Annotated in this window: 16 protein-coding genes and 1 pseudogene; 14 read left to right on the top strand and 3 right to left on the bottom strand. The window is 60.9% G+C overall.

Going from position 1 to position 19,424, the window contains the following annotated elements; all coding sequences use genetic code 11:
• Positions 1-351 precede the first annotated feature (351 nt).
• From A4R35_RS17725 to A4R35_RS17735, 3 genes are all read right to left on the bottom strand, one after another.
• On the bottom strand, positions 352-1,002 hold the full coding sequence (locus tag A4R35_RS17725; RefSeq protein WP_112431665.1) for a LysM peptidoglycan-binding domain-containing protein: 651 nt from the start codon (positions 1,000-1,002) through the stop codon (positions 352-354).
• 449 nt (positions 1,003-1,451) lie between these two features.
• Entirely contained in the window at positions 1,452-2,621 is a 1,170-nt protein-coding gene (locus A4R35_RS17730; protein ID WP_112431667.1) for an ABC transporter ATP-binding protein, read from the bottom strand.
• A 419-nt stretch (positions 2,622-3,040) separates the two neighbouring features.
• A complete protein-coding gene (locus A4R35_RS17735) occupies positions 3,041-3,316 on the bottom strand; it encodes a helix-turn-helix domain-containing protein (RefSeq protein ID WP_189361988.1) in 276 nt (91 codons plus the stop codon).
• 613 nt (positions 3,317-3,929) lie between these two features.
• On the opposite strand from A4R35_RS17735, the gene A4R35_RS17740 reads away from it, so the two are divergent.
• From A4R35_RS17740 to nuoL, 14 genes and pseudogenes are all read left to right on the top strand, one after another.
• Positions 3,930-5,171: a Gmad2 immunoglobulin-like domain-containing protein gene (locus A4R35_RS17740; RefSeq protein WP_189361989.1), complete on the top strand. Its 1,242-nt coding sequence runs from the start codon at positions 3,930-3,932 to the stop codon at positions 5,169-5,171.
• 295 nt (positions 5,172-5,466) lie between these two features.
• Positions 5,467-6,318, top strand: coding sequence for a sulfurtransferase (locus A4R35_RS17745; protein ID WP_112431673.1), 852 nt, complete (start codon positions 5,467-5,469; stop codon positions 6,316-6,318).
• A gap of 384 nt (positions 6,319-6,702) precedes the next feature.
• Positions 6,703-7,059 (top strand): NADH-quinone oxidoreductase subunit A, encoded by a 357-nt coding sequence (locus tag A4R35_RS17750; RefSeq protein ID WP_112431675.1) that lies wholly within the window; start codon positions 6,703-6,705, stop codon positions 7,057-7,059.
• Positions 7,060-7,127: 68 nt separating this feature from the next.
• Positions 7,128-7,652, top strand: coding sequence for an NADH-quinone oxidoreductase subunit B (locus A4R35_RS17755; protein WP_174844084.1), 525 nt, complete (start codon positions 7,128-7,130; stop codon positions 7,650-7,652).
• 170 nt (positions 7,653-7,822) lie between these two features.
• Entirely contained in the window at positions 7,823-8,440 is a 618-nt protein-coding gene (locus A4R35_RS17760) for an NADH-quinone oxidoreductase subunit C (RefSeq protein WP_112431679.1), read from the top strand.
• Between the two features lie 669 nt (positions 8,441-9,109).
• Positions 9,110-10,270 carry an NADH dehydrogenase (quinone) subunit D gene (gene nuoD / locus A4R35_RS17765; protein ID WP_399358749.1) on the top strand — a complete coding sequence of 387 codons (1,161 nt, stop codon included), beginning with the start codon at positions 9,110-9,112 and terminating at the stop codon, positions 10,268-10,270.
• The gene (gene nuoE, locus A4R35_RS17770; RefSeq protein ID WP_112431681.1) at positions 10,267-10,791 is read left to right on the top strand and encodes an NADH-quinone oxidoreductase subunit NuoE; all 525 of its coding nucleotides are present in this window, start codon (positions 10,267-10,269) and stop codon (positions 10,789-10,791) included. The genes nuoD and nuoE overlap by 4 nt, the downstream gene beginning before the upstream one ends.
• Positions 10,792-10,835: 44 nt before the next feature.
• A complete protein-coding gene (nuoF, locus tag A4R35_RS17775) occupies positions 10,836-12,134 on the top strand; it encodes an NADH-quinone oxidoreductase subunit NuoF (protein WP_112431683.1) in 1,299 nt (432 codons plus the stop codon).
• Positions 12,135-12,193: 59 nt separating this feature from the next.
• Positions 12,194-14,362, top strand: a complete 2,169-nt coding sequence (nuoG, locus tag A4R35_RS17780) for an NADH-quinone oxidoreductase subunit NuoG (RefSeq protein WP_112431685.1) — start codon at positions 12,194-12,196, stop codon at positions 14,360-14,362.
• Positions 14,355-15,626, top strand: a complete 1,272-nt coding sequence (gene nuoH / locus A4R35_RS17785) for an NADH-quinone oxidoreductase subunit NuoH (protein WP_112431687.1) — start codon at positions 14,355-14,357, stop codon at positions 15,624-15,626. The genes nuoG and nuoH overlap by 8 nt, the downstream gene beginning before the upstream one ends.
• Positions 15,627-15,831: 205 nt before the next feature.
• Positions 15,832-16,482, top strand: a pseudogene (gene nuoI / locus A4R35_RS17790) (NADH-quinone oxidoreductase subunit NuoI); the annotation flags it as partial.
• Positions 16,479-17,015: an NADH-quinone oxidoreductase subunit J family protein gene (locus A4R35_RS17795; protein ID WP_112431690.1), complete on the top strand. Its 537-nt coding sequence runs from the start codon at positions 16,479-16,481 to the stop codon at positions 17,013-17,015. The pseudogene nuoI and the gene A4R35_RS17795, both read left to right, overlap by 4 nt.
• 43 nt (positions 17,016-17,058) lie before the next feature.
• Positions 17,059-17,367, top strand: coding sequence for an NADH-quinone oxidoreductase subunit NuoK (nuoK, locus tag A4R35_RS17800; protein ID WP_262982341.1), 309 nt, complete (start codon positions 17,059-17,061; stop codon positions 17,365-17,367).
• 4 nt (positions 17,368-17,371) lie between these two features.
• On the top strand, positions 17,372-19,420 hold the full coding sequence (nuoL, locus tag A4R35_RS17805) for an NADH-quinone oxidoreductase subunit L (RefSeq protein WP_112431692.1): 2,049 nt from the start codon (positions 17,372-17,374) through the stop codon (positions 19,418-19,420).
• The last annotated feature ends 4 nt before the right edge of the window (positions 19,421-19,424 follow it).

The raw sequence follows: 19,424 nt of genomic DNA on the forward strand, positions 1-19,424 counted from the left end.
CGCAGCTCAGGCCGTGGCGGGGCTGGGGGGCACGGCATCCCTTTGCTCCCCCTTTCAGGTCGGGGAAGGGCCAGCCTGCCAGGCGAGCACGCCTCGCCTGTCAAAGATACTCCTCTTGTTGTGAGCGCTCTGTTTGGGAGACGGACGAATCCTAATCCTTGCTTCTCTCGGCCTGGCCTCTACCTCTTTTTCCTTTTGCTCTCCGGCTGATCAGACCGCCTTGCGCTGCAACGCGGGCGGCTAGCTCAGCGGGCCGGCGGTAGGGCCTCCAGGTCCTCTCTTATGCCTATCTCTATGCAGCCTATCTCTGTGCTGCCTGTCGAGCTGAGTTAGGCGTCGGCCTGGACCCGATTAGGGCTGGCAAGACCATTCACGCCAGGTGAACCCGTCACGCGCGAAGACCTCGTAAGCAGCGCGGATGTTAGCCGCCGCGTTGTAGGGCGAATAGGCCGCCTGCGAGGTGGTGGCCCAGGTGCTCGGCAGGAACTGGAAGAGACCCGCCGCTCCAGATGAGCTGTTGGTGGCATACGGGTTCAAGCTCGACTCACACTGGGCGACGCTCAGAGCCTGCGCCCCATAGGAACCGAAGACCTGATAGATCATCTGCGGGATCGAGCCGCTGACACTCTGCGAGGCGGTCGAGGCCTGGTTGCTCTGAGAGGCCTGGCTCTGGACGCTCACCGCGGTCGCGTTGCTGCTCCCCTGTCCGGGAATGCATACTTGCTGCCCCGGGAAGATCAGGTTCGGGTTGGGAATGTGGTTATAGGAAGCAAGCGTCTGCCAGCTGGTTCCGTAACGCAGGGCGATCCCACTCAAAGTGTCGCCTGAGACAACAGTGTAGCAGCCGCTGGCTGCCTGGGCATGCGCCCCCTGGCTGCTCAGGGTGAACAGGGCACCAGCCAGCGCCAGGGCCAGCATAAGGCTGGCGGCAAACTTCTTGAAGAGACGACCTCCGTTGTTCTGCTGTTCGCACTTACGAATGTCCGTATGTAGTAACTGCATGTAACCCCTTCTGACTAAACCTACAAGTCTCCCCAAACAGCGGCCTCCGACAGGCTAGATAGCCACTATGACCGACCAGACTCGTGTCTTGCTCTCCATCAGGGCGAGCAGACGAAGCAGGCCAGCTCGGCAACCCGCCGGAAGCTCTGGCGTTCCCGCAAGTCACAAAGATGCTCCCTGTGGGAAGCAGCCGACCGACGCGGGAACACGCATATGATAGCATGAGCTAAATTGGAACATGCAAATACAATTTGAAACATAGCCAAAACTGGCTATTGTAGTGCTAAAGCAAGCATGCGGAAGAATGATGGGGAGACTATAGATGATGGGCCGACTATTTATGCAGAAGCTAAGGGGCAGGAAAAACCTGGATTATCAACGAACGGGGAGGGGGGAGCGTTTCAGGCTCGCGGGTCCTGGCCTGGCGCTGCCGAGGCGGCCCACCCAGATCACAAATACGCGCGGGCCTCGGTCGCTTTGAAGCCGGCGTAGATCTGGCTCCCCTCGTGCAGCTCCAGGCGCTGGAGCGACTCTTCTGTGATCTCTGCAGTGAGAGGGGGGAGAGTGGGATCGATCTCGATGCTCACGCGCACGCGTCCATCGTGAGTCGGGCCAAGGCCGGTGCTCAGAGGCAAGATCTGCACAATTGCGCCGGAGAAGATGTTGCGGGCTGAGCCTTCGGGTGGCGTGCGATAGAGCGTAATACTGCGGGGGTCGATGACCACGCACACCTCCTGAGCATCGCTGGCGCGTGCTACCTCACCCTCGTCCAGAACGGCGCTCACCAGCAGGGGGTGGCTGCCGCTGTTGATGGCCAGTGTACAGAGGGAGCTGGCCTCCCGGGCCACCAGGTGCCCGCGCAAGAAATTCAGTCCCACCAGCTCAGCGATGTAGGCCGAGCGCGGACGCTCCAACAGCTCGCGTCGACTACCTTGCTGGATGACCTGGCCGTTGTCAAGGACCAGAATCTGGTCGCCGAAGAGCAGGGCCTCCAGGTGGTTATGGGTCACAAAGATAGTCGTAATGCCGATCTCGCCCAGCAGACGGCGCAACTCCTGGCGCACCTCGCGCTGAGTCTGTACATCGAGGGCGGCCAGTGGTTCGTCGAGCAAGAGCAGGCGTGGCTGCAGCACGAGGGCGCGAGCCAGGGCAACCCGCTGTTGTTGTCCGCCCGAGAGCTGGGCTGGACGGCGCGCAGCCAGGCCGCTGAGGCGCATCTGCTCGATGGCGGCTTCCGTGCGCCGACGCACTTCCTGACCGCGCAGGCCCTGGGCTCGCAGGCCGAAGGCGATGTTTTCAAAGACCGTCAGGTGCGGAAAGAGCAGGTAGTCCTGGAAGACATAGCCAATAGGCCGCTCCTGGGGAGGGACAAAAATATCGCGCTCGCCGTCGAAGTAGCAGACGCCGTCAAGGATCATCTGCCCACGTGCAGGACGCAGCAGGCCGGCCAGCAGGCGCAGAACCGTCGATTTGCCGGCCCCGCTCTCGCCGAGTAAGACAGTGGTGCGGCCAGCCTCCGCGTGCAAGGTGAGCTGCAGGTGAAAGTGGCTGGCCTGCTCTGATGATGAGCGCCGGCCTGGCTGGCCCGCGAGATCAGCCTCGAACGTAGCGGTCAACATACCTGTAGGTAAGTATAGGCCAGGGTCTGCTGTTCTGCAAGCCTTCAGCCCCCTTGTTCTCGGCGGGCAGAGCGGAGAACGCGGGTTGGGCGGAGTGGGAGGCCAGACCCTCTGGCAGGGAAGGTTTCAGGAGATGAATGTAGTGTGAGACACAATACTGACTTTCTCCTGGTTCAACGAAGAAAATCGATAAGAATGGCCCTATTGTAATGAGAAGATGAGCCGATAATGAAAAGTAGAGAGGGGGAGCGTCCGAAGTGTCCGGTGTGCCGCTGCCACTTCTCTCCTCTCCTGAACCTGTGCCTCCCGCGTCTCTCGACCAGCCCGATCCGATCCCCCAGGACGCTCCCCTCGCTCTTCGCGGGAAGGGGCCAAACAGCCCCTTCCCGCTTTGTTATGGCCACCGAAAGAGAGAGACCCTAGGGCCGATGCCTGATGGGTTTGGGATAGCCAAGCTCTTCCGGCGTCACCTGGAGCACCCCGCAGACCAACTGCAGGTGGGATTCTCGCGGGCATTGCTCTCCCCGCTCCCAGCGAGCGACGGTGCTGACATCCGGTGCCTTCCGACTCTGGCCACTTTCACTGGCAAACTTGTCCATCTGATCGACCAATGCCTCGCGGGTGAAACCACGCTCCTGGCGCTTTTGCCGCAGTCGTTGGCCAAAGCGCTTCAGTATGTCTTTTGTATTCGTCATGTTTCCCTCCTTATGGAGGTAAAAATTACAAATACCAATGTTGAAATAAAATGAATACAGAGTGGGGGATGGCCAAAACATATGTTTCAGCCCAACATTATGTTTACCATCCTGATGACAAAACTGTTCACATTGTGGATACCAAATTGTCACATGAAAACGACAACTTGGTATCTTGATGGGGGAATCCTATAGCAGACGGAGGGTTTTTTACAGTGCGTTTTAGCGCGGCAGTTCGATGATGAACAAAAGGGCGAGCAGCGATCTTTTTATTAGTAGAGTCACGGCTCTACTGTTCTGGCTTCAGTGGCTCGCTGAGCAAGTGTTTCTCAACTTATTATGGAGGGCTATTTTGGCTGTAATTCAGCAGGGGGGCTGGTATTGGGAGAAAGGTACCGGGTAAGAGGGACAAAAGAAAGAGGGGGGAGTGAGGGGGAGCAGCCAGTGGGGCAGCTGGCCAGCGGAGGCCGGCGGTGGTTTCGATTGCCCAGAGCTTCACTTCCCAGAGCTTCACATGGCTCATATGAGCTATCTCACAGCTGTTCTTGTCGAGCCATGTTATGCTAATCCTGCAGTGGGGACGAGCGCAGTCCCTTACACGAGGAGAAAGCCCATGCTGAAGCGCTTTCATCTGCCCAAGCGGCCCAGAGATCTGAAGCAATCACCCAGGCCTCATTGCCATCGAAGCAGGGCCTTTAGCATCGTTCTGCTGTTGTTCTGTCTCAGTCTGGCGGCTTGTGCCTCGCCTTTTGGTGGAGGGAGCCAGACCAGGCCGACCGCTGGAGCCGGGACCCCGGCAGCCGGGGATGTGACCCCCACTGCCTCGCCGGTGGTCCTCCTTGGTCCCCGTCCCTGTCCCACAGCAGTGCAGTCGCCCGCTTACTGGAGCGGCATCGTCCACGCCGTTGCTGGCGTTACCAGCGTCGCGCGCGTCCAATGTGGCAACCTCATGGGCACGCCGCAGCTGCAGGCCCTGGTCACCGTTGCCCATCAGGGAGGGCACGCTGTTGACGTCCACGTCTACACCGACATTGCCAACCCCAACCCACAGCAGATCTTTGAACTGCTCAACCTCTATGACGGCGATGCGGTCATCAGCGGCTACAATACTGTGCTCACCGCCGAAGTCGACCAGAACTCGGCTCTCAACCGGGGGCGCAGCCCGGGCAACTACCAGCGTGACCTCTTCCGAGAATTCAAATGGTCTGATGCTCAGCAAACCCTGGTCCAAATCGCCTTTCCGGGCTTCTTCCCCGATCTGACGCGCTATCAGGCTGAAGCCGATCAGGCTGCAGTCAATCAGGGGCATGATCCCTGGAAGCTTGACGCCGTCAAAGTAGCTCAGGCTCTGGCTGCCTCATCCGCCTTCTTCAACTGGGGAGCGGATGCCCCGGCCCGCCTCATTAGTGGCGGTGGCCAGCACGATCTCAACGCCGTCGTCGAGGTCAAGAGTCCCCATCCTGGTGGAGGCACCATCCGCGTCAGCATGAGCCGGCTGGAGTCCAACACCAACGGGGGCATCTGGGAAGTGACCGAGGTCAGCAGCCCCACGCTCTCTATCAGCGCCCCTGCCGCCCTGGCCCGGCTGCATAGTCCCACGACTGTTACGGGGAGAGGCGACGCCTTTGAGGGCGTCATTGGTAGCTTACGCCTGCTGGATCATCTCTACAACCAGGTGGGTCAGGCCCAGGTGCGTGGCGCCAGTGGTAATGGCTCCACGACCTTCTCGACCAGCCTCACCTACACGACTGACTTCAGTGCTGGGGCCCAGGAGGGCTTGCTCATGCTCTCCACGCCGAGCCAGGCCGATGGCTCGATCGCCACAGGCACTCTCGTCAAAGTGCTGCTCACCTGACAAGTAAGGGACCCTCTCGACTGATCCACGAGGAGAGGAGAGGAGCGGCGCCAGCGGCCTTACTCCTCTCCCGGCCTGGCCGGCAGGCCCTACCCTGTCTGTCCATTACTCTCCTGCCTGCTCAGCTGCTTGTAGTCGCTAGCCGTCAGCTCTTCCTCCCCGAGTAGCACCAGATTGCCCTATTGGTTGGAATAAAACAGGCCACCTCGACCGTTACTAATAAGAGAAGAGACTTTGTTGAGTATGTCGCTCAACAAAATCAAAAATATTTCAGGCAGCAACATGGAGGAGATTGATGGCAGAAAACAAAGGCTATGCCCATCCAGAAGTGCTGGTAGATGCTGACTGGGTTGAGGCGCATCTCAACGATCCCAAAGTACGCCTCATTGAAGTGGATGTTGACACCAGCGCTTATGAGCAGGGTCACATTCCCGGCGCCGTTGGCTTCAACTGGCAGAAGGAGCTGCAGGACCAGGTCATTCGTGCGCCCATTAATAAGGAGCAGCTGGAGGAGCTGCTCAGCCGGGCGGGCGTCAGTAACGACACCACGATTGTGCTTTACGGAGATAACAACAACTGGTTTGCGGCCTGGGCCTTCTGGCTGCTCACATACTACGGGCACAAAGATGTGCGCCTGCTGGACGGAGGGCGAGCCAAGTGGGTAGCCGACAGGCGGCCCCTGACCACCGAAGTGCCGAGCTATCCGCGTACTGAGTATCGGGCCGAGGAGCCGCATCGCGAGGTCCGGGCCTTGCGCGATGAGGTCCTTAGCAAACTGGGGAACAGCCACGTGGCCCTGGTTGATGTGCGTTCCCCTGGCGAATACAAGGGTGAGCTGCTGGCGCCGCCCAACCTGCCCCAGGAGGGGGCCCAGCGCGGTGGACATATTCCGGGCGCCAAAAACATCCCCTGGGCCAGCGCGGTGCGCGAGGACGGTACCTTTAAGTCTGCCGACGAACTGCGCGCCATCTACGAAAGTCAGGGCATCACTGGGGACAAAGAAGTTATTGCTTATTGCCGCATTGGTGAGCGCAGCAGCCACACCTGGTTTGCTCTACGTTACCTGCTGGGCTATCCCAACGTGCGCAACTATGATGGTTCCTGGACCGAGTGGGGGAGCCTGATCGGCGTGCCCATCGAAAAATAAGGCCAGACAAACAGCTAACACACGTCCCTCCTGTATCCAGAGCCGGGGCCGTGGGGGTTCGTCCGTCTCCGCCAGGCGGCGGTCTCACCGCGGCCCCCCTTTTGCTCTTCTCCGTTGCCTCTCCTCGTCTCCCTTGGCCCTCGATTGAGAGAGGAAAAGTCTTTCCATCCACTTATTGTTCCTTCTGTCATCATAGCAATGGGGAGAAGTGGCAGCGGGAGCGAGCGCGGCGCAGCGAGCCGGCCAGCACCGGTCTAAGTGTTTGACAGCCTGGACATGCTGTGCTACCATACAAACTGAAGTAGTGTATAAATGACACCAGGTACCAGCGCCGGTACCCGTGACAACGCGCAGAGTATTTACCGAAAATAAAGGATATCCACGATGGGCGATCCTCTCCCCATTTTTCTCATGGTGGCGCTGGCGCTCCTCTTTGGCCTGCTGGTTATGGCGGCTACAGCGATTCTGGGGCCGAAGAAGCCGACACCGGAGAAGCTGGCGCCCTATGAATGCGGCATACAGGAGATTCAGGCGCCGAAGCGGCGCTTTCCTGTCAAATATCTCCTGACAGGGATGCTTTTTATTGCCTTTGATATTGAAATTGTCTCATTGTATCCCCTGGCCGTCCTCTTAAAGGATCAGCTGAAGACGCTGGGCCTGATCGAGCTGCTCATCTTCTTCGTGATCCTGATGATCGGCTACATTTACGTCTGGCGAAAAGGGGCATTCACATGGGAATAACCAATCCCTGGGAACCGGTACAGACCTTTTCCAACACGCAGACGCCGCGTCGTCCGCGCCAGTTGCCGATGCGCACTGGCGAATTTGGCATTCTGACGACGCAGGTCAGCAAACTAATCGAGTGGGGGCGAAGCTCATCGCTGTGGCCGGCGCTTTTCGGGCTGGCCTGCTGCGCCATCGAGATGATGGCCACCAGCGCCGACCGCTTTGACATTGCGCGCTTTGGGGCCGAGGTCTATCGAGCCTCGCCGCGCCAGGCCGACCTGATGATTGTGGCGGGCCGCTGCTCGATCAAGATGGCCCCTGTGCTGCGCCAGATCTACGATCAGATGCCCGAACCCAAGTGGGTGATTGCGATGGGGGCCTGTGCTTCCTGCGGCGGCGTCTTCAACAACTATGCTATTGTCCAGGGTGTGGATAAGATTGTCCCGGTCGATGTCTACATCCCGGGCTGCCCGCCCACGCCCGATATGCTGCTCTATGGCTTTAACGAGCTGCAGCGTAAGATTCGCGAAGGCATCCCGAATCCTCCCGACCCGCTCAAGGAGAGCGGCCTGAAACTGCTTGGCCCCACCGAGGAGCGGCCAGGCTGAGAGAGGGAGACCGCTCCTCCCTGGTTCGCTGCTCGCTCGCTACTTGCCCGCCAGCTCGGAGCCGGCGGGAGCGCCGCGAGGGCGAGGAAGAGAGCAAGGCGCGCAGGTAGAGGGGGGGAGCGGGAGAATGGGAGCAGCGCGGGGAAAGCGAGGCGAAAGAAAGAACGATCATGGATACATTTGCCGAGGCTGCCGTAGCAGCCCTACGCGAGCGTTTCCCCCAGGCGGTGGTGGAAACCGTCGAGCACCGTGGTGAGCTGACGGTCGTCCTGACCACCGAGCACCTGGTCGCTGTCTGTGACTATCTTAAGCGGCACCATCAGTATACCTTTCTCTCAACAATCACCGCTGTCGACTGGCTGGAGCGCGTGCCCCGCTACGATGTGGTGTATCAGTTGCTCTCGCTGCCGCGGCGCAGTACGCTCGCGCTCAAGGTGCGCGTGGGTGGCAAGCGCGAGGAGCATCCCCAGGTGCCATCGGTGACCGGCGTCTGGCCGGCGGCGAACTGGTATGAGCGCGAGGTCTATGATCTGTTTGGCATCATCTTTACTCATCATCCCGACCTGCGCCGCATTCTGATGCCGAGCAACTGGACCACTCACCCGTTGCGCAAGGATTATCCGCTGACCGGCTTCGATCTGCCTGAACCACACTGGGGCGGTCAGGTTCCCTACGACGTGGACCCCGGCGTTGGCCGCCAGACCCTCCGTACCCCCCAGGGCCGCGAGCTGAACGAGAGTCGCAGCGCCTTTACTACGAACCCAGAGCCGGGTACCCCGCGAGCGTGAGCACTTTAGCGGCTGCTTTTGCCTGATCTGCTCTGCTGCTCTGCCTGCCTGGCTGGTCCGCTCTTCCTCCGTCCGCCGGACGTGGGAGTGGGTGGATGGATGGATGGATAGAAGAGAGAAGAGGGAGCAACAACGCTGGCTTCCCGCCCCTCAGCCACGGGAACCGTATGGGCGGGGAAGCTGTAGTCTGCTTGCCTTCTTGCCTGCTGAATGCGCACTGGGACGGGCCTGACCTGCTTCGGCTCGCCTTCTCTTCTGTCAGTTTGATCGCTGGGCGCTGCTTACCAGGCGCAGGGACGATCGCAGGGCGAGCTGCTGTGCTGTGCAGTGCAGCGTCGGGGCCTCTGCCTGAGCGAGCGCACAGGCGGAAGGGGGACGGCCAATACGGAACGATGAAGCAGGATAGCGACGGCTCTGGTCGGTCAGAGCCGCGCAAGCGACGAGAGCGGCAGAGAGCGAGCGCTGCCCCGGTTTCAGGCAGGGCCTGAGCTGGTTGGTGCAGTGCAAGCAGGGCAGGATCTGGGCGCGCTTTTGCTGGTTGATCCGCTCGCTTCAGAAGTGCAACGGCTGACATGCAGCGATGAGGGCTTGCTTATGCAACAGGAGCTAGAAACGCGCTATACCATCGAAGAAGGCCAGGTAACCGAGAGCGGTCAGCGCCAGGATACCATGACCATCAATATGGGGCCGCAGCACCCGAGTACGCACGGTGTGCTCCGCCTGCTGCTGACCATCGAGGGCGAAACGGTGGTCAAGGCCGAGCCGGATATTGGTTATTTGCATACCGGCATCGAGAAGACCGCCGAGTCGAAGTCCTACCATCAGGCCCTGGTGCTGACAGATCGCATGGACTATCTGGCCCCGCTGTGCAATAACCTGGGCTATTCGCTGGCGGTGGAGAAGTTGCTGGGGATCGAGGACGAAATCACCGATAAAATTAAATATGCACGCGTACTGCTGGCCGAGCTGCAGCGCATCGCCAGCCACCTGGTCTGGCTGGGCACGAGTGCGCTCGACCTGGGAGCGATGAGCGTCTTCCTCTACTGCTTCCGCGAGCGCGAGCTGATCCTGGATGTCTTTGAGTATGTCTCGGGCGTACGCATGATGACCAGCTATATCTGCCCTGGCGGCCTGCAGGCCGATTTGCCGCGTGGCTTCGACGAGAAGGTCCGTGCCTTCACGCGCGTCTTCCCCGATCGTCTGGCCGAGTATCACGACCTGCTGACCAATAACCCGCTCTGGCTGGAGCGTACCAAAGGGGTGGCAGTCTTGAGCAAGGAGGATGCCATCGCCTATGCCACTAGCGGCCCAACCCTGCGCGGCAGCGGCATCGCCTGGGACATCCGCAAAGCCTTTCCCTACAGCGGCTACGACCAGTTCGACTTTGAGATCCCGGTCGGCAGCAACGGCGACGTTTACGACCGCTACATGGTGCGTATGCTGGAGATGGAGCAGAGCCTGCGCATTGTCAATCAGGCTCTGGAGGGCATGCCGCCCGGTCGCTATCGCGTGGCCAATCCGAAGGTGGCGCCGCCGCCCAAGTGGCAGATCACCGGCAGCATGGAGGCGCTGATCCATCACTTCAAACTTTACACCGAGGGCTATCGTCCGCCCGCCGGCGAGGTCTATGTGCGCACAGAGTCGCCCAAGGGCGAGCTGGGTTTCTTTATCGTCAGCGATGGTTCGGCCCGACCCTACCGCATGCATGTGCGCGCACCTTCCTTTGCGAATCTGCAGGCGCTGCCAAAGATGATTCAGGGAAACCTGCTCTCGGACGTGGTGGCTGCCATCGGGAGCATCGATATTGTGCTCGGTGAGGTTGATCGATGATTTCAGAACAGGCGAAGCAGCGCATGCGCGAGCTGGCAGCTCGCTATCCGGTGGCCCGCTCCGCCGTGATGCCAGCGCTCTACATTGCCCAGGCCGAGGAAGGCTACGTCTCCCGCGCGGCCCTGGAGGCGGTGGCGGAAGTCTTGAATATGACGGTCGACGATGTCGAGAGCGTCGCGACCTTCTATACAATGTACTATCAGCGTCCGCCCGGCAAGAAGGTCATCAAGGTCTGCAATAGCATTTCCTGCTACCTGCGTGGCTGCGACGCGCTGATCGAGCAGCTCGAGCGCCGCCTGCGTATCAAACGAGGTGAGACCAGTCCAGATGGCCGCTATACCCTGTTGACGACGGAGTGCCTGGCCTCCTGTGGCACGGCCCCGGTGCTCCAGGTCAACGATGAGTTCGTTGAGAATCTAACGCCCGAGCTGGTCGATCGCCTCGTGGATCAGTGGGAAGCTGAGTTTCAGGCTGAGGGCCAGAGCCAGGGTCGGAGCCCGGCAGGCGCCGGCGGCTGCTGACGGACGTGCTGGCCTATGTCGTGCTGGAGTGAAGGAAGCGTGCTATGCCAGAGCTGATTATCACGAAACATATCGATGTACCCGGTATCGATCGCCTCAGCGTCTACCGCCAGTACGGTGGCTATGAAGCCCTGGAAAAGGCGCTGCGCGAGTACCAGCCCGAGGAGATCGTTGAGCTGGTCAAGAAATCCGGTCTGCGTGGACGCGGCGGAGCTGGTTTCCCAACCGGCATGAAGTGGGGCTTTCTGGCCAAGAACGAGCCGCGCTATCTCTGCTGCAACTGCGATGAGAGCGAGCCAGGCACCTTCAAGGATCGCATGCTGATGGAGAAGAATCCCCATCAGCTGGTCGAGGGAGTCATTATTACCAGCTACGCCTGCCGCGTCTCGACGGCCTTTATCTATGTGCGCGGCGAGCTGGCCTACGCTGCCCGCCAGGTGCAGCGGGCGGTCGATGAAGCTTATGCCGCCGGCTACATCGGCAAGAATATCCTGGGCAGCGGCTATAGCCTGGACGTGATTGTCCACCGCGGAGCAGGGGCCTATATCTGCGGAGAGGAGAGCGCACTGATGGAGTCGCTGGAGGGGCGCCGCGGCTATCCTCGTCTCAAGCCGCCCTTCCCGGCGGCGGTCGGCCTCTACGGCGGGCCAACGGTTATCAATAACTGTGAGACACTCTCGACGGTGCCCGCCATCGTGCGCAACGGAGCCGACTGGTACGCCTCCTTCGGTACGGAGAAGAGCAAGGGGACGCGCATCTTCTGCCTGAGCGGCCATGTCAAGAAGCCGGGCAACTATGAGCTGCCCCTGGGGACGCCGCTACGCACCCTGATCTACGACGAGCAATACGGCGGGGGCATCCTCGGTGACAAGAAGCTCAAGGCGGTCATCCCCGGCGGCTCCTCAACCTTCATCCTGGGAGCCGATAAGGTCGATACCCCCCTGGACTTCGAGTCGGTGGCTGCAGCTGGCTCCATGCTCGGCTCCGGCGGCGTCATTGTGATGCATGAGGATACCTGCATCGTCGATGCCGTCCTGCGCATGACCGAGTTCTATCGTGATGAGTCCTGCGGGAAGTGCACACCCTGCCGCGAGGGCACCTATTGGCTGGTGCAGTTGCTGGAACGCATCGAGCACGGTCATGGTAAAATGAGCGATATCGATCTCTTGCTGGATATTTGTGATAACATCAGCGGCAAGTCGTTCTGCCCGCTGGGCGATGCGGCGACCTCTTCGATCACGAGCAGTATCAAGCTGTTCCGCGAGGAGTACGAATATCACGTGCGCGAGGGATGCTGCATGGTAGGACCGAAGGCGCGCAAGCCGGCTGCTGCCGCGCTCTAGGCTGGCGTGGCTGGCAGTGGCTTGTAGGCGGCGTTCCTGCGTGAAGGATAGAAAAAGCTATGGCTGAAGAGGCAAAAAACGACGGACTTGTCCATCTGACCATCGATGGTATCCCGGTGGCCGTCCCCCCCGGGACGCTGGTCTGGGCGGCGGCCAAGCAGGCGGGCATCGAAATTCCTATCTATTGTTATCATCCCAAGATGCCCCCGCTCGGTGCCTGTCGCATGTGCTTTGTCGAGATCGAGAAGATGCCCAAGCCCCCGCAGACGGCCTGCACGACGCCGGTCAGCGAGGGCATGGTCGTCCATACGAAGACGGAGAAAGTGCTCAAGGCGCGTCGTGGTACGCTGGAGTTTCTGCTGATCAACCACCCGCTGGACTGCCCGATCTGCGATAAGGGCGGCGAGTGCGATCTGCAGGATTTCACCCTGCGCCACGGTCCGGGGGCGACGCGCTTCGATCTACGCAAGCGTCATTATCCGAAGCCGATTCCAGTCAGCGATCGCATGCTGCTCGATCGCGAGCGCTGTATTCTCTGCCAGCGCTGTACGCGCTTCTGCTCCGAGATCTCGATGGATAACGGACTGGTCATGATCAACCGCGGCTATCGCATGGAGGTCGGTACGGCCCCGGGTGAGGCCTTCGATTCGATCTTCTCGGGCAACACTGTGGAGATCTGTCCGGTCGGCGCCCTGACCTCGGCAAAGTATCGCTTTAAGGCCCGCCCCTGGGAGCTGAAGCGCATCCCCAGTATCTGCAATAACTGCAGCGTGGGCTGCAACGTGCGCATCGATGTGCGCGTTGACAAGATCATGCGCCAGATGTCGCGCTGCAACGATGACATTGACGATGGCTGGTTGTGCGACCGCGGGCGCTGGGACTTCGATTATGTCAACGATGTGCAGCGTCTGCGCACGCCGCTGGTGCGGCGGCAGCCGGGTGGTGCCCTGGAGCCGGCGGGCTGGGGTGAGGCCCTGGGACTGATCGCCGAGCGACTGCGCGCCGTCAAGGAGCGCTATGGAGCGGCTGCGATCGGCGGCATCGGCTCGACGCGCACCACTAACGAGGAGGCCTATCTCTTCCAGAAGCTGCTGCGCGAGGCTCTGGGCACGCCCAACGTCGATCATCATCATGGCTTCTTCCCAGGTCTGCGCGATCCGCTCACCGGGCGCCCCTGGATGCTGACGACGGCCATCGCCGACTTTGAACGGGCCTCACATATCGTGCTCGTGGCCTCCGATCCCTACGAGCGCCAGCCCATTCTGAACCTGCGCATCAAGAAGGCCCTCAAGGCCGGAGCCAGAATTTACGTTGTCAACGAAAGCTCGACCGAGCTGGATCGCCTGGCGACGCGAGTCATTCGTCTGCCGCAGCACGGAGCGGGAGCGGCGGCGCGCCTGCTGCTGGAGGCCGCTCTGCGCCAGGAGAATCTGCGCAACCCGCGCGAGGAAGTGCGGGCCCGCGTTCTGGGCACGTTCCAGGAGACGCGACAGGCCGAGGCGCTTTGTGGCGCCGAGACGACCGCTGCCCTGCGCGAGCTGGCGCGCGAGATCGCGGCGGCGCCGGCAGCTCTCATCCTCTACGATGAGATGGCTACGCTGGCTCCTGGCTGCGCCAATCTGGCCCCCGACCTGCAGGCCCTGGCGGTGGTGACTGGCAATATCGACCGGCCTGGCGCCGGTGTGGGACCGCTCTTCGAAGATGCCAATTCGCTGGGGGCGCGCGACATGGGTCTGCTACCCGATAGTCTGCCTGGCTATCGCCCGGCCTCGCCGGCGGGTTTGAGCTATCAGGAGATGCTCACCAGCGATGCGGTCAAAGCTCTCTACATCATGGGAGCCAATCCGGCCCGCCATCTGGCCGATGGCAATCTGCGCCGGGGTAAGGAGTTCATCGTCGTCCAGGAGATCCTGCTGACCGAGACGGCTCAGCAGGCCGATGTGGTCCTGCCGGCCCTGACCTACGCCGAGAAGGACGGCAGCATGACCAACGTTGACCACCATGTGCAGGCCATTCGCCGGGCTTTGCGACCTCTGCCGGGAGCACGGGCCGACTGGGAGATCCTGATGGATCTGGCGGCTCTGCTTGGTCACCCCTGGAGCTATGAGGGGCCAGAGGATGTGCTCCTGGAGATTGCGGCCCAGCATCCGCTCTACCAGGGCCTGACCTGGGAGAGTCTGGGCCTGCAGGGTGTGCGCACGGGCGAAGTGGAGGTGGCCCATGCCTGATACTACCCCTACCTGGCTGCTCGTTGTCGCCTCGCTTGTCAAGAGTGCCATTCTAATTGTCATCCTGTTGACGATCTTCGCCTACATGACGTGGATCGAGCGACGGGTCGTAGCGCGTATTCAGGGACGCCTGGGGCCGAATCGCGCCGGCCCCTTTGGGGCCTTGCAGCCGCTGGCCGACGCTATCAAGATGGCCTTCAAGGAGCAGATCATTCCGGCCCAGGCATACAAGGCCATCTACTTGATCGCACCGGTGATCTCGGTCGTGGTGGCCCTCAGCGCTTTCGCCGTGGTGCCGATCGGCAATAGCTGGACGCCAGGCCACCCAAGTGTCTGGGACCCGTGGGTTGGCGATATCAACGTGGGCCTGCTCTGGATTCTCTCGATCTCCTCGCTGGCAGTCTACGGCATCGTGCTCGGCGGCTGGTCCTCGGGCAACCGCTATTCGCTGCTCGGCTCGCTGCGCAGCGCTGCTCAGATGATTTCCTATGAGACCAGCCTGGGGCTTGCTCTCAGTGGTACACTGATGTGGGCCGGCACCCTGAGCATGGTCAGTATTGTCCGGCAGCAGACGCTGCAGGGTCAGGGGATCTGGTTCATTGTGGCTCAGCCCCTTGGCTTCCTGATCTACATCATTGCCGCCGTAGCTGAGGTCAACCGGGCCCCGTTCGATCTGCCAGAGGCCGAGCAGGAGCTGACCGCCGGCTACCTGACAGAGTACAGCGGCCTGCGCTGGAGCCTCTATCAGATGGCCGAGTATATCAATATGATCACGGTCAGCTCGGTGGCGACAACCCTCTTCTTTGGTGGCTGGAGCTTCTTCGGACTGGAGCGCATTCCGGGACTTTCGATCGTGATCTTCGCGGTCAAGGTGGCCTTTTTCCTCTTCCTCTTTATCTGGTTGCGCGCCACGCTGCCGCGCATTCGCTACGACCGCTTGATGCGCCTGGGCTGGCAGTTTCTGCTACCGCTGGCGGTCCTGAACGCGGTGGTGACCGCAGCCTGCGTGGCTCTGGGTCTGCCGTGGTGGGTCAATGGCCTGATCGGCCTGGCGATCATTGTGGCTGTGCTGGCTATTACCTGGCAGCGCAGTCGCCAGACGCGCTTTGCCATTAGCAAAACCGGGGCTGAGCTGTTGCCTCCTTCGGTGCGCCTGGTGAAGTCGATCGAGCCTGAACTGGGACTGGTCAATGGCGGCGAGGCGGCGGTGGCGGGCGTTGAGAGACAACAGGCCCTGCTGCAGGATGGCCGCGTCCAGGTCTGAAGCGGCGGGCAGCAGGCCGACCCGCTAAGAAGAGCAGAGAGGAGTTCGGGAGCTGCCAGGCGTGAAGGGGGGAGGGTGTTGAGGAGACGAGCTGAAAGAGGCAGGCGATAGGGGAGTCTGGCAGCTCCTTCGAGGCCTGCGAGCGAGAGTGAGAGAGTGAGAGAGTGAAGAGACGAGGCAAAGACGTCTCACGGAGGCAGCGAGAGAAATCATGTCGCTAGATATTCTCAAAGGGTTAGCCACCACCCTGAAAAATATGGGGCGTAAGCCGACTACGGTCTCCTTCCCGGAGCAAGAGCGCGAGCTACCGCCGCGCTTTCGCGGGCGCCATGTTTTGCACCGCTATCCGAACGGGCTGGAGCGTTGTGTCGGCTGCTTCCTCTGCGCGGGCGCCTGTCCCGCCGATGCCATCTACATCGAGGCTGAAGAGAACACCGAAGAGCATCGCGTCTCACCAGGCGAGCGCTATGCTAAGGTGTTTGACGTTAACCTGCTGCGCTGTATCTTCTGTGGCTACTGCGAGGCTGCCTGTCCGACGGGAGCCATCACACTGGAGCGCCAGTACAAGCTGGCGGCCTACTATCCCGAGGATATGGTCTACCACAAGGAGCAGCTACTGGAGCCGCCTGGGCAGGCAACAGTGGGTTCAGCAGCCTACTGGTTTGATCCGCCACCGCCTGCGGAAGAGGCCCCACAGCCGGTGCCGCAGCAAACCCACGTCTTTGATGGATTGCAGGCCAGCGCGGCGGCAGTGGGCCTGGGCGATAGCCAGACGGACCCGGAGGTTTTGCTGCGCAATGAGGAGCAGGACGAAGATCGGCGCAAGTTCTTGCACGAGGAGGAGAGGCGAGCATGAGCGGACCGGCGCTGATCATCTCCTTTTTTGTGCTGGCCGTGGCGAGCGTGGCCTCGGCCCTGGGCGTGATTCTCTTCCGCAACGCGGTCTACAGTGCCCTGAGCCTGATTTTAACTCTGCTCTTTCTGGCCATGTTCTATCTGCAGCTCGGGGCCATGTTTATCGCTATTGTGCAGATCTTGATTTATGCCGGCGCCATTATGGTGCTCTTCCTCTTCGTGGTGACGATGCTGGCCGCTGACCCGCGTGACCCCGATCTCCAGGACCGGCTGCCCTGGCAGCGGGGAGTGGCGGCGGTGCTGGGCCTGGTCCTGGTGGGGGCGCTGAGCTATCTGCTGCTCAGCGGAACGCCGCTCAATGAGGCGGCGCGCGCGCATGGCTCCGAGGCGCTCTCGCAGGTTGTGGCTCAGCAGGGCAATATTCAAGCCTTCGGCCAGGCGCTCTTCCACGGCTTCTCCTTCGCCTTCGAGGTGACCAGCCTGGTCATCGTCGTGGCGATCCTGGGGGCTCTGGTCCTTGGTCGGAAGGCCTGATGAGAAGAGAAGAAGGCGCGGCGCGGCGAGGAGGCTGACAACGATGACAACGATACCGGTATCCTGGTATCTGATTGTGAGCGCATTGCTCTTCACCATTGGCACCATTGGCGTTCTGGTGCGGCGCAATCCGCTCATTATCTTTATGTCGATAGAACTCATGCTTAACGCGGTCAATCTGGCCTTTGTCACGCTCTCAAGCTATCTGGATTCGGCGGATGGCCAGGTTTTTGTCTTTATCGTGCTCACGGTGGCCGCCGCTGAGGTGGTGGTCGGGCTGGCGATCATCGTCTCGATCTTCCGAACACGGCGTAATATCGACGTGGACGAGATGAACCTGCTGCGAGGGTAACGCGATGGCAAGTCTTCTTCTCTGGGTGCTGATCCCGCCGCTGCTGGGCTTCATCATCCTGGGGCTACTTGGCAGGACCTTGCCGCGCTCGGCGATTCTGACCGTGGCCTGGGGCACGGTCGCCCTCTCTTTCCTGTTCGCTTTGAGCGCCTTTCTGTCGCTGCTGGGTGTCCACCCGGATAGCCAGCGCGTGAGCGATGTATCGGTCTATACCTGGGCAATCGCCGGCGACCTGCAGGTCCACTTTGGCCTCTTGCTTGATCCGCTCTCGGCAACGATGCTGCTGGTGATCACCGGGGTCGGCCTCTTGATCCATATTTATTCGGCGGGTTATATGGCGGATGATCCGGGCTTCTGGCGCTTCTTCTCTTATATGAACTTCTTCATCTTTGCGATGACGTTGCTGGTGAGCGCGGATAATCTGCTTTTCCTGCTGGTGGGTTGGGGCCTGGTGGGCCTGGCTTCCTTCCTGTTAATCGGCTTCTGGTACCAGCGTCCGGCGGCAACGGCTGCCGCGCGCAAGGCGCTGGTGATCAATGTGATCGGCGACTTCGGCCTGATGCTGGCCATCTTCTTGCTGTTCAAGCACCTCAATACGGTCGACTATGGCTACGGCGGCCCGAACTGCATTCCGGGCACCAGCGGCTACGGGGTGCTGACGGCGGCCTCCTGCCAGCAGCTTGGCTCGCTGGTCTCGCTGGCGATTCCTCTGCTGCTCTTTGTGGCCTGCGCGGCGAAGTCAGCCCAGTTGCCGCTCTATATGTGGCTGCCGGATGCGATGGAAGGCCCAACGCCGGTCAGCGCCTTGATCCATGCGGCGACGATGGTGACCGCCGGCGTCTATCTGGTGGCGCGCACGCATGTGCTCTTTACGCTCTCTCCTTATGCCCTGCCGATTGTGGGCGCGATCGGAGGCCTGACGGCCCTCTTTGCGGCGACCATTGCCCTGACGCAGCTCGATATCAAGCGGGTGCTGGCCTATTCAACGATCAGCCAGCTCGGCTATATGTTCATGGGTGAGAGTGCGGGAAGCTATAGCGCGGGCATATTCCACTTGACGACCCATGCCTATTTCAAGGCCCTGCTCTTCCTGGGAGCGGGGGCCGTGATTCATGCGCTGGGCGGCGAGCAGGATATGCGCGAGATGGGGGGCCTGCGCTACCGCATGCGCATTACCTTCTGGACCTTCCTGATTGCCGTGCTGGCGATCAGTGGGATTCCACCCTTTGCCGGCTTCTGGAGCAAAGATGATATTCTAGGTGCCCTCTTGACCCAGGCGACCAGCGTGGGCGGGGCTGCGCGCTACCTGTACTACGGCCTGTGGGGCCTGGGCGTACTGACCGCTGGCCTGACGGCTCTCTATATGTTCCGCCTCTTCTATGGGATCTTCATGGGGAGCTACCGCGGGGCGGGCCCGTTGAAGCACGGGCATGCTGGCTCTGAGGAAGAGGAGGAGGAAGAGGCGCTCACAACAGTAGGACGGCGCCGCCGCGGAGAGTCAGCCCTCTATGAGATCTATGAGGTGCCAGCGGTGATGACCGTGCCTCTGATCATTCTGGCGATTCTGTCGACGATCGGTGGCCTGGTCGGTTCCTTTGCGCTCTTCGATTACAGCCGCTGGCAGCCGCTGAACGCCTTTTTAGCGCCGGTGCTCGGTAGCGCTCCGGAAGGCAATCTACCTTTGCTCTGGCTCTCGACTGGGGCCAGCCTGATCTTTGCTCTGCTTGGGCTGCTGATCGCCTGGCGACGCTACGGTCAGGGCTTTGTCTACAAGGAGAGCCGCAATCCTTTCTATCGCCTGGCCTACAACAAGTACTATGTTGACGAGATCGGCATTGCGCTTCTGATCAATCCCTTGCTGTGGCTGGGGCGTCAGGCTTCGGCCCTGTTGGAGGGTGGGCTGCTGGATGGGGGCAGCCGGCTGGTGGGAAGAGCTTTCAGCCTGGTGAGTGCAGGTGGACGCCGCCTGCAGACTGGCTATGTGCGTAACTATGCGCTGGCGATCTTGATCGGCGTGGTACTGATAATTCTCTACTATGTCGTGAGGGGGTAAGCCG

Source organism: Thermogemmatispora tikiterensis, assembly GCF_003268475.1.
In the GTDB taxonomy this organism is placed as follows: Bacteria; Chloroflexota; Ktedonobacteria; order Ktedonobacterales; family Ktedonobacteraceae; genus Thermogemmatispora; species Thermogemmatispora tikiterensis.

What these genes read in the sequence shown, in the direction of transcription:
- A4R35_RS17725 (WP_112431665.1), bottom strand. Translation starts at nt 1,002, where the DNA reads ATGCAGTTACTACATACGGACATTCGTAAGTGCGAACAGCAGAACAAC.
- A4R35_RS17730 (WP_112431667.1), bottom strand. Translation starts at nt 2,621, where the DNA reads ATGTTGACCGCTACGTTCGAGGCTGATCTCGCGGGCCAGCCAGGCCGG.
- A4R35_RS17735 (WP_189361988.1), bottom strand. Translation starts at nt 3,316, where the DNA reads ATGACGAATACAAAAGACATACTGAAGCGCTTTGGCCAACGACTGCGG.
- A4R35_RS17740 (WP_189361989.1), top strand. Translation starts at nt 3,930, where the DNA reads ATGCTGAAGCGCTTTCATCTGCCCAAGCGGCCCAGAGATCTGAAGCAA.
- A4R35_RS17745 (WP_112431673.1), top strand. Translation starts at nt 5,467, where the DNA reads ATGGCAGAAAACAAAGGCTATGCCCATCCAGAAGTGCTGGTAGATGCT.
- A4R35_RS17750 (WP_112431675.1), top strand. Translation starts at nt 6,703, where the DNA reads ATGGGCGATCCTCTCCCCATTTTTCTCATGGTGGCGCTGGCGCTCCTC.
- A4R35_RS17755 (WP_174844084.1), top strand. Translation starts at nt 7,128, where the DNA reads ATGCGCACTGGCGAATTTGGCATTCTGACGACGCAGGTCAGCAAACTA.
- A4R35_RS17760 (WP_112431679.1), top strand. Translation starts at nt 7,823, where the DNA reads ATGGATACATTTGCCGAGGCTGCCGTAGCAGCCCTACGCGAGCGTTTC.
- nuoD (WP_399358749.1), top strand. Translation starts at nt 9,110, where the DNA reads ATGACCATCAATATGGGGCCGCAGCACCCGAGTACGCACGGTGTGCTC.
- nuoE (WP_112431681.1), top strand. Translation starts at nt 10,267, where the DNA reads ATGATTTCAGAACAGGCGAAGCAGCGCATGCGCGAGCTGGCAGCTCGC.
- nuoF (WP_112431683.1), top strand. Translation starts at nt 10,836, where the DNA reads ATGCCAGAGCTGATTATCACGAAACATATCGATGTACCCGGTATCGAT.
- nuoG (WP_112431685.1), top strand. Translation starts at nt 12,194, where the DNA reads ATGGCTGAAGAGGCAAAAAACGACGGACTTGTCCATCTGACCATCGAT.
- nuoH (WP_112431687.1), top strand. Translation starts at nt 14,355, where the DNA reads ATGCCTGATACTACCCCTACCTGGCTGCTCGTTGTCGCCTCGCTTGTC.
- A4R35_RS17795 (WP_112431690.1), top strand. Translation starts at nt 16,479, where the DNA reads ATGAGCGGACCGGCGCTGATCATCTCCTTTTTTGTGCTGGCCGTGGCG.
- nuoK (WP_262982341.1), top strand. Translation starts at nt 17,059, where the DNA reads ATGACAACGATACCGGTATCCTGGTATCTGATTGTGAGCGCATTGCTC.
- nuoL (WP_112431692.1), top strand. Translation starts at nt 17,372, where the DNA reads ATGGCAAGTCTTCTTCTCTGGGTGCTGATCCCGCCGCTGCTGGGCTTC.